The following is a 14,865-nucleotide window of genomic DNA, read 5'->3' as shown; positions in this document are numbered from 1 at the left end:
CCAGCACCCACCCTCAAGTCCCGGCAGTCCAGGTGTTGCCGTACTCGATCTGCTCGGGGGTGAGGCTGTCGATTTGGATCCCCATGGCCTTGAGCTTGAGGCGGGCGATGGCCTCGTCCACCTCGAGAGGAATGGGGTGAAGCCCTGGGGCCAAGCGGCCCCGGTTTTTCACCAGGTATTCGCAGGCCAGGGCCTGGTTGGCAAAGCTCATGTCCATAACGCTGGCAGGGTGCCCTTCGGCAGCAGCCAAGTTAATCAGGCGGCCTTCCCCCAGCACCACCACTGACTTGCCCGACTGCAGACGGTATTCTTCCACAAAGGGGCGCACCGTCTGTCGGGAGACGGACCGCTCCTGCAGCGCCACCAGGTCGATTTCAATGTCAAAGTGGCCGGCGTTGCAGACCATCGCCCCATCCTTCATGCGGTCGAAGTGCTCGCCGCGAATCACGTGCTTGTTGCCGGTGACGGTGATGAAGATGTCCCCCAGAGCAGCGGCTTCTTCCATCGGCATCACCCGGAAGCCGTCCATCACCGCCTCCAGAGCCCGCACCGGGTTGACTTCCGTGACAATCACCTGGGATCCCATGCCGCGGGCCCGCATGGCCACTCCCTTGGCGCACCAGCCGTAGCCAGCCACCACCACCGTCTTCCCGGCCAGAAGGATGTTGGTACAGCGCAGGATCCCGTCCAGGGTGGATTGGCCGGTGCCGTAGCGGTTGTCGAACAGGTGTTTGGTCTCGGCGTCGTTGACGGTCATCACCGGGAAGCTGAGCACCCCCGCCTTGAGCATGGCCCTAAGGCGCACCAGGCCAGTGGTGGTCTCTTCCGTGGTGCCGATGAGCTCCGACAGTTGCTCCTGACGGTGCTGCACCAGCTCCGCCGTCACATCTCCGCCATCGTCGATAATCAGGTTGGGGCGGTGATCTAGGGCAATCTGGACATGGCGGCGGTAGGTGGCCACATCTTCTCCTTTGAGGGCAAACACCGAAATGCCATGGTCCGCCACCAGGCTGGCGGCCACATCGTCCTGGGTGGAGAGGGGATTGCTGGCAATGAGAACGCTATCCGCCCCCCCTGCTTGTAGAGCCAGGGCCAGGTTGGCCGTTTCGGTCGTAATGTGGCAGCAGGCCACCAAGCGCAGCCCGGCAAAGGGCTTTTCTTGAGCAAAGCGCTCCCGGATCTGGGCCAGCACCGGCATCTCCCGCGCCGCCCACTGGATCCGTTGCTTGCCCAGGGGGGCGAGGTTCAGATCTTTCACTTCATGCTTCGGGAGAGACAGGGTAGCGCTGGTCATCGAGTGTTGCTCCAAACAGGGTCATCGAGAGAGGATAGAGGAACGGAAACTGCAAGCCCCAAAGGGGGCCAGGCAGCCATAAAGATCAGCAAGGATGTCGATAAGCCTGAACTATTCTGCCACAAGGGATCCCCTTTCAGCGCTGGGGCTGGATGTAGGCAACCGCCGCATTGGCGTGGCCGGCTCCGACCGGCTGGGGCTGCTGGCTACTGGCCTGGGGGTGATCCAGCGCCGTTCCCTCTCAGAGGACATTGCCCAAGTGCAGGAGTGGATCCGCCGCCGCCAGGCCACCGTGGTGGTGGTGGGGATCCCCCTTCTGGCGGATGGGTCGGTGGGATCCCAGGCCCGCAAAGTCCAGCGGTTTGTGCGCGCTTTGCAGGTGGCCGTGGATCTTCCCATTGTTACCGTCAATGAATACCTGAGCACCGTGCAGGCGGAGTGGGACCTGCGCGAGGCGGGGATCCCGGCCAAAGCCCAGAAGGGCTTAATCGATCAGCAGTCGGCGGCGGTAATTCTCCAAACTTGGCTGGACGAGCGACGGGCTTCCCTGTCAGAAGTGCCGGCTTGGCAAAGCTGGGGCAACAAAGACTACGCTGGAGAAGTCTAGCCGGGAAAGTTTAAATCAATTCAAGCCCAAGGTGGGCCATCCCTCGTTGCCCCTTCTGCATCAGCAGGGTGTGATTGTTCAGTCGGGGCCTTTCGCGCAACTTTGATAACGTCTGATAACGTCACGTGAACCATCCGAGCATGAATAGCATTTGCATTCTTGGGGGCGGCTTTGGCGGGTTGTACACAGCTTTGGAACTGAGCCGGCAACCCTGGCCAGAACCACCCCAGATCACCTTGGTCGATCGGCAGGAGCGGTTCGTCTTTGCCCCCCTGCTTTATGAGCTGCTCACCGGAGAAATGGAAGACTGGGAGGTGGCCCCCCGTTTTCAAGATCTGCTGCCCCCGGGATCGGTGCAGTTTCGCCGCGGATCTGTCCAGGCCATTGACCCTCAAGCCCGCCGAGTGGAGCTGAAAGATGGGCAGAGCTTGGAGTATGACGCGCTGGTGCTGGCGCTGGGGGGAGAAACCCCTCTGGAGAGCGTTCCGGGAGCGGCGGAGTTTGCTTTTCCCTTTCGCACCCTGGCAGATGCTCAGCGGCTGCGCGCCCACCTGAAGGCGTTGGAAGACCGGGATCCGGCTCAGCCTGTGGCTCTGGCCATTGCAGGAGCAGGGGCTAGTGGCGTGGAATTGGCCTGCAAATTGGCGGATCGGCTGGGCTGGCGGGGACGGATCCGCCTCATCGAGTTGGGATCCCAAATCTTGTCCGGCTTTGCTCCCTCCAGCCGGGAGGCGGCCCAAGAGGCGCTGGCCCAACGGCGGGTGCAGGTGGAGTTGCAAACCAAGGTCTTGGGCATCGAGGCCCTTAACGAGAACGGCGCCCCTCCCTTCCGTCTGCAGCTGCAACGGCTGGAGAGCCAGGAGATCGCCACAGATCTTGTGGATGCTGTGCTGTGGACTGTCGGAACCCGACCGGCAGCGGTGATTGCCAATTTGGATCTGCCCAAAACGGAGCGGGGACGGCTACAGGTTTTGTCCACCCTACAAACCCCCACCTTCCCAGAGATCTTTGCCTTGGGAGATGCAGCAGCGGTGGTGGATGCGGAGGGCAAGCCGGTGCCGGCCACAGCCCAAGCGGCTTTTCAACAGGCCGGTTATTGCGCCTGGAACCTGTGGGCTTTGCTCACCCAGGAGCGGCCTCTCTTGCCCTTTCGCTACTTTTCTCTGGGGGAAATGCTCAGCCTGGGGGTGGATACGGCGGTGCTTTCTGCCCTTGGCGGCCTCACCCTGACCGGCCCCCTGGGCTATTTGGCCCGGCGAACTGCCTATTTGGTGCGCCTGCCCACCCTGGAACACCAGCTCAAGGTGGGATGGAATTGGATCACCCGCCCCCTGTGGCAAGGGCTGCTGGCCCGCTAGGATCCCTGTAACTGGCAAGAGCGCTCGTAGGCCGCTCGCACTGCCTGCATCAGGGCTCCCCGCACCCCCGCCTGCTCCAAGGCTTGGATCCCGGCAATGGTCGTCCCCCCTGGACTGGTGACCCGGTCTTTGAGAACGGCAGGGTGCAGATTTTCTTGCTGCAAGAGGGCAGCAGTACCCGCCAAGGTCTGCAGGGCCAACTGGGTAGCAATGGGACGCGGCAGCCCCACCTGTACCCCTCCGTCGATCAGCCCTTCCAGAATCACCGCCAGATACCCCGGCCCGGAACCCGAAAGTGCCGTCACCGCATCCATCTGGCTTTCGGCCACCGTCACCACCTCGCCCACCGCGCGAAACAGCTTCTCCACCTGCTCCACCTGCATAGGCGTCACCCCTGGCCCGTAGCTGATGGCCGTTATGCCCGCCCCCACCAGCGCCGGCGTGTTGGGCATCGTGCGCACCACCTTTTGTTTGGGAAAAGCCTGCTGCAACTGCTGCAAGGGGATCCCGGCCATAATCGAGATCACCAGCTCTGTGGCGGACAGCCGGCCCATCTCAGCCACCACTGCCGGGAAGAGCTGCGGTTTAACGGCCAGAAACAGAATCTCAGACTCTCCCGCCTGGGATGGATCCGCCAACAATCGGATACCCAGCTCCTGCTGCAGGGCCACAGCCTTATCCAGATCAGGCTCCCGCAAGGCCACCTGCGCTGCGGGATAAACTCCCACAGCTACCCAACGCCGCAGCAGGGCGGATCCCATGGCTCCACCCCCGATAACACTTAGCAGTGGCCGCTCCATAGCAACTAGTGCTGACCTACTGCCTGCAGATGCTCATAGGTGCTGGGCCAGAGGGGGGTAGGGCTTTGCAAAGGGCGCTGCAGCGGCTGCACCACTTGGCTACTGGGGGTGGAAACCATCACCGTGCTGGGGGTGAACAAAAAAATGTTCTCTCCGATGCGCTCTTGGTGGCCATCGATGGCGTAGGTGCCGCCGGCAACGAAATCCACAGAGCGCTGCGCCTCAGCGGGATCCATTAGGGTCAAGTTCATGATCACCGTCTTGCGCTCCCGTAGGTACTGGATAACCTGAGCCATCTCATCGAAGCTGCGCGGCTCCATCACCACCACTTCACTGGTGGGTGGGTTTACGCCCGGTAATCCAATCACGTTGCTCCCCATACTGCCCCCTGCTGAGCGATCCCGATGTTGACTGCGCCGATGGCCCCGCGACTCTTCTCGACCGGCAGAGCCCTCCCCCGCTTCCACTCCCCGTTGCCGCCGCCCTCGCGGAAGGGTACTCACTTCCTCCTCTTCGGGGGGAGCAGCCGGTTGGGAACGGCGTCCCTCGTAGAGCAGTTGGTAATCATCCTGCCCTTCCATTTCAGAGTACTCCTCCAGGCCGTCCACGGGATCATTCAGACCCACAAAATCTCTTACCCTGCTCCAGATTCCATTGACATTCATATGCACATCCTCACTACAGGTCATGGGTTTACGGCGAGCGTAGGATTCAGGCTCCTGATTGGATCCTGAGTGGCTCACTCAAGCTAGGGGGCGTCCTTTTATTCTCGGTCAAAGTCTTTCAATAGGCTGAGACAGGGTTTGCTCAGGAAGCTGCCGAAGCAGGTGGGGGCTAACGTAGGTTAACAAAACCCCATTGATTCGACGACTAGAGTTTACCCAGAAGAAGTGAAGATGTCATCTCACTTGCCAAGCCGTTGTTTGGCAGGATTGAACTCTGCTCCCCGTCTGGATTGAGCCCACGTTAACGGAAGTAACGCAAATGATTACAAATTTCCCCAAAATTTCCCCAATAGGGCAAATCCTGGGCGGGATCCCCCCACTTTTGATTATCCAAGCCGAACTCTCGCCCCAAAGGTGCCCCGCAGGGCGACTGGGGAGTTGCACGGCTTTACACAAAATTTAATCACAATTTAACGGCTTCACAGAGGTCACATCTATTCCTGCTCGGCGTCGGCAAACAAAGCGCGCCCCAGCCGGATCAAGTTAGAGCCTGCTGCCACCGCCAGGAGGTAATCGTCGGACATGCCCATGGAGAGGGTGTGCACCTGCAGATGTTCATAGCCGCTGCGCTGGATGTAATCGGCCAGTTCGGCCAGCTTGCGAAACAGGTCTAGGGCCGCCTCTGAGCTCAAGCCCAAAGGCAAAATGGTCATCAGGCCCACAATTTGCACTTGCAGCAGTTGGTTCAGTTCGGGGAGGCTCTGCAACAGATCGGGGATGAGCCAGCCGAACTTATTGGGATCCGGAGCCAATTTAACCTGCAGGCAAAGCTTGGGGGTGAGGTGCAGCTCCCAAGCCTTTTGGTTGATCAGCTTGGCCAGGCGCAAGCTATCGACGCTGTCAATCCAGGCAAATTGCTTGAGGGCCGGTTTGACTTTGTTGGTCTGCAGATGCCCGATCAAGTGCCAGACGATATCGGTCAGATCTTGCAGTTGCCCTTGTTTGACGGCGGCCTCTTGCACTCGACTCTCCCCAAAGTGGCGGATCCCAGCCCGATAGGCGGCGCGGATGTGGTCGGCACTGTAGCCTTTGCTCACTGCCATGATCTCCACATGGTCTGGGATCTGGGCTCGGATGGCCTGAATGCGGCTGTGGATGAGCTGCTCGTCAAGGGGCATCGTCAGGTCAGCAGGCCGGGGATCGCTATCCCCATTCTCGTTCCAATTGGCAACAATGCTCTGGGATAGATTTTTGCAGAACCCAGAGCCAACGGGCTGTCCGCTACCGCTGCCAGGGATCCGGTCGGGAGATGATCACGCGGGTGCCGGGCGCCAGTTTGCGCGCGTAGTCCAACTGCACCACTTCTGGGTTTTGCTTCAGGGCTTCCCCCTGGAGGCGAATGGCTTGGGCTTCTCCTTCTGCCAGGATCACCAATCGTTGTTTTTCCAGCTCTGCTTTTTCCACGAGGAAGCGTTCCCGCTCTTTCTCTTGCTCGGCAATTTGCTTTTGCTCGATGGCCGTTTGGAATTGGTCGGAGAAGCGGACATTGCGCAGCAGCACGTTTTGCAAGATCAGGTCATTCTCAGCAAAAATGCTGGAGAGCTGCCGCTCCACATTTTCCTGGATCTGCTCGCGTTCTTCCGAGAAAACGGCGATGGCGCGGTGCAAAGCCAGTTCATTGCGCACCACCGTCCGCACCTCTGGGCGAATCACTTTGTCCACGTAGGAAGGGCCAATGGTCTGGTGCAGGTGGGCCACTTGGTCGGGATCCAAGCGAAAGCGCACCGAGACATCGAGGGAGATCTGCTGGCCGTCGGCGCTGAGCACTTTCAACGCATCATCCCCCTGGTTTTCGGAGCGTTGGGAGGCCATGGTGTAGGTTTGGGTGCGCACGTCGTAGAAGATAGGCGTTTCCACCAGCGGCAGCAGGAGGTGCAGCCCTTCTCCCAGCGGCTGCGGCTTCAGCCCCGTCAGGGAGTTGAACACCACGGCCCGTGTGCCGGCAGGCACCACCACCAAGCACTGCAGCAAGGTGGCCAAGAGGATCAGCAGCAATGCCCCACCCACCAAGGGAATCCAGGACAAAGCGGGAAGTTCAAAAGCAGGACGACGGGGGTGGGCCGATTTCACAGGTGTGTTACCCAAAAACCTAAAGAACTCGAACAGGTGCCCCGGGGATGGCCGGCCAAGCTCTTCTTGAGCTTAACCCAAGGCCGCAGCCAAGATCTGATAGGCCAGTTTGGCGACCGTGAAGGCGCTGCGGCGATCGGTTTCCCGTTCTCCCGTGACCGACAGCTCGACCACATCGGCGCCGATGATTTGCCGTTGCTGTCCTAGTGCCCGGATCAGCTCCACCGTCTCCCACCAGCCCAAGCCGCCAGGTTCGGGGGTACCGGTGGCCGGCACCACAGCGGGATCCAGCCCATCCACATCCACCGTCAGGTAAACCTGGGGGCCCAAGGTGGCAATCACCTCTGGGATCCACTCCTGGGCTGGCTTGGTGTGCAAGCTGTGGGCAAAAAAGGTGTGCAGACGGCGCTCGCGAATGGTCTGGCGGTCTTCGGCGCAGATGGAGCGGATCCCCACTTGGGTGAGGCGGCTGCCCACTTGCTCCACCACGCGGGCCATGGCAGAAGCATGGGAATAGCGGGATCCCTCGTAGCTATCTCTCAGGTCGCAGTGGGCATCGATTTGCAGGACGTGCAGCTCCGGATAATGGGCCAGGTGGGCAGCAATCAGGGGCCCGCTGATGGAGTGCTCCCCACCAATGGAAAGCAGGAACCGCCCCGGTCTCACCCACTCGGCAGCGCGACGCTGGATTTCGGCCATAGCCAGTTCCTGGGCGGAAGATCCCAGACCTTCCAACTCCACCGGGGGGGCCGTCCAGTAGCGGGAGATCTCTTCCGAGAAGTCGGGGTGAAGAGCTGGCTGGCGATCCCGTACCTCGTCGTAGATCTCCACATAGGCAGAAGCCTGCAACAGCGCCTGAGGGCCTTTGGCGGTGCCTTTGCCATAGGAGGTGGTGGCCTCGTAGGGGACGGGCAGGAGAATTGCTTGGGCCATCTCCGGATCCGGCTCAGGCAGGCCCAGGAAGGGGAAGGGAGAGCGATACATGATGGCTTGCAAGAAGGGATCCCTATTCTATTGAATCTATTGAAGAATTGTGGTGAGCCAAAAGGACTGGGATGATGGGGTAAAGAGGGACCCTTGTGGGATTGAGGCAAACCCTCTAGACTGAGCAAAGGCTTCCCCAAGCCCAGTTTTAGCAGCCATTTGTTTTCACTCCTCTTAGACTGCCTTTCCACAAGCTGACGAGCCTATGACCACTGCCTCTCACGCTGCTCTTTTCGACGCTCTGGCCCAACGTCGGGCCCTCAAGATCATCAGCGGTCTACAAAACTTCGACCTGCAGTCGGTTCTGAGCATCACCCGCGCCGCCCAACAGGGAGGGGCCACTTGGGTGGATATCGCTGCCAGCCCCGAATTGGTGCAGCGGGTACGCGCCCAGATCGATCTGCCCATCTGTGTGTCGGCGGTGGAGCCGCAGCAGTTGGCCGCAGCCGTACAGGCAGGAGCAGACATGGCCGAGATCGGCAATTACGACAGCTTCTACCCTTCAGGCCGCATCTTCTCCGCAGCGGAAGTCCTAGACCTTACCCGCCGAACCCGCTCTCTTCTGCCCCGCACGCTCTTGTCGGTAACCGTTCCCCACACTCTGCCTCTGAATCAACAGGCAGAATTGGCCGAGAAACTGGAGGATCTGGGAGCCGATCTCATCCAAACCGAGGGCAGCACCAGTGCCGAGCCGGTTCACGGGGGATCCCTGGGCCTGATCGAGAAGGCTGCCCCCACCCTGGCCGCCGCCTATGAAATTAGCCGTGTCGTCTCGGTACCGGTTATCTGCGCTTCCGGCCTCTCGACGGTAACAGTGCGCTTGGCCATTGCTGCCGGCGCTTCAGGTGTAGGGGTGGGCAAAGCTGTCAGCCGGCTCCAGGATGAAGTGGCCATGGTGGCTCAAGTGCGGGCATTGGTGGAGGCCTTGGGAGGATCTCGGATCCCTGCCCTTGTCTAGGTCGATGTCTGACCGGTAAAAGTTGACTCTCTTGCGCCAGCGTGCGCTGGTGCATTTTTTTTAGATTTTCTTGGACAAGCAGGGAATAAGTAGGTAAGTAGGGCAGCTGAGGGTTGAGATCAGCCGCTAGAAGTTTTGCTGCTCACAAGTGCTTCACTTTCTTCCGCGTAGAGCATGACTCTAGTCAATAATAAGCTCAACTATACTGAAAATAATGTATAATATGTTCAGTACGGATTACTACCAGTTGATCTTTCTGTTTACTTTCGAGTCTGCCAACATGGTAGCCAAAGCAAAGCAGAAAATTGGTAGTAAGACGACACGGAAACTGCGCTTTGGGTATTCTACTCAAAGCTTTGCGGGATACCGCCATTCTGTTTGGAAACAAACAGAATGCTATCGCTGCATAGTTGAACAGTGATGTTCAGCAGTGTTCAGCGTAAATGTATCAGGTGGCATACCCGGCAATATCCAATTTGCGGCGGTTGCTACACTTGTCGTCCTTGCCTTCCCAGACCAATTCCGTCCGCAGCCGTCGCCCCAGTCATGTTCTGCAAAGATTCCAAGTCCTGAGCCGCATTGGGCAGACATGGTTGACAATGCGAGGGATCCCTCTTTGAACTGCCCATGAGCTGGCAACGCCCAGATAATCGCACCGCTGCTCAATTGCGCCCGGTTTCTTTTGAGCGCCACTTTACCCGCTATGCCCCTGGCTCGGTGTTGGTCAAGTTCGGCCATACCCATGTCCTTTGCACCGCCAGTGTGGCCGAAGAAGTTCCCCCTTTTTTGCAGAACACCGGCCAAGGCTGGCTGACGGCTGAGTACCGCATGTTGCCCGGAGCCACGCAACAACGACAGCCGCGGGAGATGTTGAAACTATCGGGTCGCACTGCCGAGATCCAACGGCTCATCGGGCGAAGTCTGCGCGCCGCCTTGGATTTTCGCAAGCTGGGATCCCGTACCATCACCGTCGATGCCGATGTGCTGCAGGCCGATGGCGGAACGCGCACCGCCGCGATCACAGGGGGCTATGTGGCTCTGCACGACGCCATCACTTGGCTGTACAAACAGGGGGCGCTGGATCCGGCCCAGGGATCCCCGCTGCGGCAGCAGGTGGCGGCCCTTTCAGTAGGAATTGTGCAGGGAGAGGTACTTGTGGATCTGTGCTATGAGGAAGACAGCCAAGCCGAGGTGGACATGAACATTGTTATGAACGAGCAGGGATCCTTCATCGAGATCCAGGGCACTGCCGAAGCCGCCTGCTTCAGTCGCCCGCAACTGCTACAAATGTTGGAGATGGCCCAAGCCGGGATCCAAGAATTGCTCCAAGCCCAACGGCAGGCTCTCAATTTAGAAAGATAGAGCCATAGCCGGACCCTAGCCTTGCAATGGTAATCCTTCAAGGCACTGCATATGGGATTGCATGGGTGTATATCCTGGTTGGCAAAGCGGTATTCCCTTGCTGTAAAGGAATGGCCGGGAAAGCTAAGATCAGCCAGTTGTTAAAATAAGTGAGCTCTCTGAAGCTGATACATTTACGCTGAACACTGCTGAACATCACTGTTCAACTATGCAGCGATAGCATTCTGTTTGTTTCCAACCAGAATGGCGGTATCCCGCAAAGCTTTGAGTAGAATACCCAAAGCGCAGTTTCCGTGTCGTCTTACTACCAATTTTCTGCTTTGCTTTGGCTACCATGTTGGCAGACTCAAAAGTAAACAGAAAGATCAACTGGTAGTAATCCGTACTGAACATATTATACATATTTTCAGTATAGTGACTAGAGTCATGCTCTCCTTTCGACGGTTTGAGCGTGTGGCTGAGGTGAATCGCTGCTCATTTGGCCTGAAGAAGTTGGCCCGGAGAACGCTGCATGTCCCGTTTTGTGTTCGGCTCGGAGGAACTTGCGCCACTGCTCAGGCAGCAAGGTTGGCGGTTTACCACTGGATATCTGCACATTCACCTCAAGGGACTGGATCCCTCTGAGGGTGCGGAACCCTGGGTGTTGACCTACTACCACGGCAGGCTGCTTTTTTCTGCCGATCAACCCCTCAACACGCAAATCCTGCTGAAACGACTCTCCCGCTTTATTCCTCGCCTCAACTTGGAATGGCCACAGCGGGCCATCTCGGTGGTGCAAGAGCGCTTGATGAAAGACCATTCCTTACCTGAGCTGCTGGAGGCCATCACGCAATTGGGCCTGCTCAAGCCGGGGGAGCTGGAAGATGCCCTGTGGCTCAACCTGCTTACCGATTTCGACCGCTACCTATTCGAACGGGCAGGCACCTGTTACTTTGAGGTGCAGGAGCAGGTCGCCCAAGAGGCCCCCATTGGCGGGTTTGAGTTGGAGCCGCTGCTGCAAGAAGCCGCCCGGCGCCACGATCGCTGGGCAGATTTGAAGGTGGCGATCCCAACTATGCTGGCGGTGCCGGTGGTCAATTGGGAGCGAGTCAACCGCTATCGCATCACCGATGAGCAACGACAGAAGATCCACGCCCTCACCAAAGATGGCCAGTCGCTGGAGGTGATCGCCAAGAAGCTGTGTCGAGATCGGCTGGAGGTGGCCAATCTCTTTGCATCCTGGGCGAAAAAAGGGTTGGTCAGCCTACAAACCCCCCAAGAGCTGCTGCAGACCAAGCGCCACAACCCGATAACCATCTTGGCGGTAGACGACAGCGTGGTGATGCAGGAAATCCTACGGCAGTATTTGCCCAACTATCAGGTGATTACAACGGGCAACCCCGCCGAGGTGCTTCCTTTGTTGTTTCAGCATCGGCCCCACCTGTTGTTGATGGATATCGCCATGCCGGGGATCGATGGTCTAGAGCTTTGCCGCATTGTGCGCAGCTTAGAAGAGTTTAAGTCCCTTCCCATCCTGATGGTTACCGCTCGCGATGGTCTGCTGGCCCGCATCCGCGGCAAATGGTCGGGGGCAACCGCCTACTTGACCAAGCCCTTCAACGAAAGTCAGCTTAATGCAGAGGTGAAGCGGCTTCTGGCCCAACAGCCGCCTGCCCACAGACAAAATCCTCTGTCGGTTCAGGGAGGCAGAACAGGTCATCCTGCCCTGTTTCAGGGATCCCCCCGTTCCCTCGAGGATCAAGCCAAGGCGTAGTGTCCTTCTGAGTTGATCCCCGTCGCCATTGGCTTTCCTGTCAAAATCAACAAAGGTTTTATGTTAGATAAGAAGTCAACTCAAGAGACCATAACTTGTCTGGGCTGACTGCTAATGTCAATGGATTGATAGCTCATTAGGACATGCCCAAAAGAGAAAAATAGGTTGCCGGGGATTTCAGAAACAAGAGACGAAGTAAGCATCCCATACACTGAAAACTTATCCGATCAACCTTCCTCATTGTCATCACGACCGGCTACTTCAATCTCTCTCAGGAACTGGCTTTTCCCCGCTGGCATTAGAGGTCGTTTAAGCCTTAGAGAAGCCTCACAAGGCTTCTGGCAAAAGAGTCCATACTAAGGGTACCGACAAACAAGCCCTGAAGACATGAAAAAAGATCGAACAGGGTTCAGCAGGCACTTCTGAAGGCAAACCAGAAATATTAAACGCTGTCGTGGATCCCGGCAAGATCAATGAGAGGGAGAAATCAAGCAGAAATTGCTCAGGATCCATGGACAGGGATCCCAAGAATACGTAAAATCGAGTAAAGAATGTAAAGAAAACGCCACACTTCTCCAATTGGTCCCGATCCCCAAGGAGCATTATGCTGCGACTGGAACACATTAGCAAAATCTATCCCACCGGTGAGGTGCTCAAGGATGTGAACTGGGAAGTTAAGCCTGGGGATCGCGTCGGCCTAGTGGGAGTAAACGGGGCCGGAAAGACCACCCAGCTCAAGATTATCTGCGGGCAAGAAGAACCGACCAGCGGCGAGGTGATCCGCCCCGCCAACCTGCGCATCGCCTATCTCACCCAAGAATTTGGAGTGGATCCCGCCCGAACGGTGCGAGAAGAGTTCTGGACAGTCTTTCAAGAGGAAAACCGCATTCACCAAGAAATTGCCCAAATCACCCAACAGATGGAGCAGGCGGACGCGGACACGTTGGAAACCCTTTTGCGCCGTCTAGATCGTCTACAGCGCCAATTTGAGAGTTTACATGGCTATGAACTGGAGGCGCGTATTGAGAAAATCCTGCCGGAAATGGGGTTTGAGCCGGAGGACGGGGATCGGTTGGTGAGCGCCTTCAGCGGCGGCTGGCAGATGCGCATCAGCCTGGGGAAAATCCTGCTGCAAAAACCCGATTTGATGTTGCTAGACGAGCCGACCAACCACCTAGACTTGGAGACCATTGAGTGGCTGGAAAACTACCTCAAGAGCTTGACGATCCCCATGGTGATTGTTTCTCATGATCGAGAGTTTTTGGATCGGCTTTGCACCCAAATTGTGGAGACGGAGCGAGGAGTTTCTACGACATACTTGGGTAACTATTCTCAATACCTACTCCAAAAAGCTGAACGGCGAGAGGCACAACAAGCTGCCTACGAACGTCAGCAAAAGGAAATTGAAAGGCAACAAACCTTCATCGATCGCTTCCGGGCCAGTGCCACCCGCAGCACTCAGGCCAAAAGCCGCGAAAAACAACTGGAAAAGATCGAGCGGGTCGAAGCGCCCATTGGCGACGTGCGTACCCTCAAGTTTCGCTTTCCCCCTGCTCCCCGCAGTGGTCGCGAGGTGGTGAAGATCGAGAATTTGACGCACATTTATGGAGATAAGATTTTGTTTTTGGGTGCGGAGCTGTTGATCGAGCGTGGGGATCGCGTCGCCTTTCTGGGGCCCAATGGGGCAGGAAAATCCACCCTGCTGCGTCTTATCACCGGCCTAGAGCAACCTACCGAGGGATCTGTGAAATTGGGAGCACACAATGTGATCCCTGCCTACTTCGAGCAAAATCAAGCAGAGGCTTTGGATCTGAGCAAAACCGTCTTGGACACCATCCATGACGAAGTGCCCGACTGGAAAAACGAAGAAGTGCGCACGCTGTTGGGTCGCTTTTTGTTCAGCGGCGACGCCGTTTTTAAGAAAGTAGCGGCTTTGAGCGGGGGAGAAAAAGCCCGCTTGGCGTTGGCGAAAATGCTACTTCAGCCGGCCAACCTACTGATTTTGGATGAGCCCACCAACCACTTAGATATCCCGGCCAAAGAGATGCTGGAAGAAGCTTTACAGCATTACGATGGCACGGTGATCCTTGTTTCTCACGACCGCTACTTTATCTCAAAAGTGGCCAACAAGATTGTAGAGATTCGCAACGGAGAGTTGGTCGCCTACCAGGGCAACTATCACTACTATCTAGAAAAGATCGCTGAAGAGAAAGAGAAAGCCCGACAAGAGCGAATCGCTGCCGAAAAACGAGCCAAAGAGCGAGAAAAACAGAAAGCCAAAAAGGCAGCCGGCAAAACCTAAGGAGCCAAAGCAATGTTTACGGGTCTGGTTCGAAGTTTGGGCACAGCCCAGTTGATCAATTCTTCGCAGCTACGGGTTACCTGTCCCCGGTTGCAACCTCAGTTGGCCTATGGAGATAGCGTGGCGGTGGACGGCCTTTGCCTGACGGTGGTGGAGATTCTGCCCGATGGATTTTTGGCCGATGTTTCGCCGGAAACCCTGCGGCGCTCGACTTGGGGCCAGGGATCCCTCGGCCCGCGCACAGTCAACCTGGAACCGGCGCTGCGGGTAGGAGACAAGTTAGGGGGGCATTTTGTCAGCGGCCATATCGATGGGGTGGGGCAACTGTGGGATCAAGCCGCCACTGGCAACGCCTGGGAGCTGAGCTTCAAGGTTCCCGAAGAGATCGGGCGTTACATCGTACCCAAGGGCAGCGTGGCGGTGAATGGGGTGAGCTTGACCATTGCTGAGGTGCGCCAAGGGGGCTGCTGGTTCAAGGTGGCTGTGATCCCCCAAACCTACCGCGAGACCAACCTTTCCCAGCTCCAAGTTGGGGATCCCGTCAACATAGAGGCGGATATTTTGGGCAAGTATGTGGAAAAATTGCTGGGCTTGCTGCCCCCCGAGAGCAGCGTTTCTCTGGAGTTTCTGGCCGAGCATGGCTATATCTAGG

General features: G+C 57.6%; 13 protein-coding genes and 1 pseudogene. 7 read left to right on the top strand and 7 right to left on the bottom strand.

The genetic code is table 11. The annotated features are described in order from the left end of the window. Window positions 1–13: 13 nt before the first annotated feature. Complete coding sequence (gene ahcY, locus ACVWXW_RS10800; protein WP_414351063.1) at window positions 14–1,294, bottom strand: adenosylhomocysteinase; 1,281 nt, start codon at window positions 1,292–1,294, stop codon at window positions 14–16. A 94-nt stretch (window positions 1,295–1,388) separates the two neighbouring features. On the opposite strand from ahcY, the gene ruvX reads away from it, so the two are divergent. Both ruvX and ACVWXW_RS10790 read left to right on the top strand, forming a co-directional pair. Then, the gene (gene ruvX, locus ACVWXW_RS10795) at window positions 1,389–1,901 is read left to right on the top strand and encodes a Holliday junction resolvase RuvX (protein WP_457395477.1); all 513 of its coding nucleotides are present in this window, start codon (window positions 1,389–1,391) and stop codon (window positions 1,899–1,901) included. Between the two features lie 140 nt (window positions 1,902–2,041). After that, window positions 2,042–3,259, top strand: a complete 1,218-nt coding sequence (locus ACVWXW_RS10790) for an NAD(P)/FAD-dependent oxidoreductase (protein WP_457403812.1) — start codon at window positions 2,042–2,044, stop codon at window positions 3,257–3,259. Here the strand turns inward: ACVWXW_RS10790 and proC are convergent. The 5 genes from proC to speB all read right to left on the bottom strand — a co-directional run bounded on the left by proC (window position 3,256) and on the right by speB (window position 7,850). After that, entirely contained in the window at window positions 3,256–4,059 is an 804-nt protein-coding gene (gene proC / locus ACVWXW_RS10785) for a pyrroline-5-carboxylate reductase (RefSeq protein WP_457403811.1), read from the bottom strand. The genes ACVWXW_RS10790 and proC overlap by 4 nt on opposite strands. Window positions 4,060–4,064: 5 nt before the next feature. Continuing rightward, entirely contained in the window at window positions 4,065–4,640 is a 576-nt protein-coding gene (locus tag ACVWXW_RS10780; RefSeq protein WP_011433347.1) for a cell division protein SepF, read from the bottom strand. Window positions 4,641–5,218: 578 nt separating this feature from the next. After that, window positions 5,219–5,902: a YggS family pyridoxal phosphate-dependent enzyme gene (locus tag ACVWXW_RS10775; RefSeq protein WP_414374881.1), complete on the bottom strand. Its 684-nt coding sequence runs from the start codon at window positions 5,900–5,902 to the stop codon at window positions 5,219–5,221. A gap of 103 nt (window positions 5,903–6,005) precedes the next feature. Next, window positions 6,006–6,854: a prohibitin family protein gene (locus ACVWXW_RS10770; RefSeq protein ID WP_011433345.1), complete on the bottom strand. Its 849-nt coding sequence runs from the start codon at window positions 6,852–6,854 to the stop codon at window positions 6,006–6,008. A 72-nt stretch (window positions 6,855–6,926) separates the two neighbouring features. Continuing rightward, window positions 6,927–7,850, bottom strand: a complete 924-nt coding sequence (gene speB, locus ACVWXW_RS10765) for an agmatinase (RefSeq protein ID WP_414413650.1) — start codon at window positions 7,848–7,850, stop codon at window positions 6,927–6,929. A 193-nt stretch (window positions 7,851–8,043) separates the two neighbouring features. Here speB and ACVWXW_RS10760 point away from each other — a divergent pair, with 193 nt between their 5' ends. Together ACVWXW_RS10760 and rph are read left to right on the top strand one after the other, a co-directional pair. Continuing rightward, window positions 8,044–8,796 (top strand): DUF561 domain-containing protein, encoded by a 753-nt coding sequence (locus ACVWXW_RS10760; RefSeq protein ID WP_011433343.1) that lies wholly within the window; start codon window positions 8,044–8,046, stop codon window positions 8,794–8,796. Between the two features lie 627 nt (window positions 8,797–9,423). Continuing rightward, window positions 9,424–10,158 (top strand): ribonuclease PH, encoded by a 735-nt coding sequence (rph, locus tag ACVWXW_RS10755; protein WP_011433341.1) that lies wholly within the window; start codon window positions 9,424–9,426, stop codon window positions 10,156–10,158. Between the two features lie 206 nt (window positions 10,159–10,364). Here rph and ACVWXW_RS10750 read toward each other — a convergent pair. Further along, window positions 10,365–10,548, bottom strand: a pseudogene (locus ACVWXW_RS10750) (hypothetical protein); the annotation flags it as partial. A gap of 121 nt (window positions 10,549–10,669) precedes the next feature. On the opposite strand from ACVWXW_RS10750, the gene ACVWXW_RS10745 reads away from it, so the two are divergent. The 3 genes from ACVWXW_RS10745 (at window position 10,670) to ACVWXW_RS10735 (ending at window position 14,864) form a co-directional block, all read left to right on the top strand. Then, window positions 10,670–11,911 (top strand): response regulator, encoded by a 1,242-nt coding sequence (locus ACVWXW_RS10745; protein ID WP_457403810.1) that lies wholly within the window; start codon window positions 10,670–10,672, stop codon window positions 11,909–11,911. A 604-nt stretch (window positions 11,912–12,515) separates the two neighbouring features. Next, window positions 12,516–14,213 (top strand): ABC transporter ATP-binding protein, encoded by a 1,698-nt coding sequence (locus ACVWXW_RS10740; protein WP_414332172.1) that lies wholly within the window; start codon window positions 12,516–12,518, stop codon window positions 14,211–14,213. A gap of 12 nt (window positions 14,214–14,225) precedes the next feature. Beyond that, entirely contained in the window at window positions 14,226–14,864 is a 639-nt protein-coding gene (locus ACVWXW_RS10735; protein ID WP_414332173.1) for a riboflavin synthase, read from the top strand. Window position 14,865 lies beyond the last annotated feature (1 nt).

The organism is Thermostichus sp. MS-CIW-30 (assembly GCF_054058015.1).
Note: the sequence above shows the minus strand (reverse complement) of the source record. Positions and strands in the feature narration are given on the sequence as shown.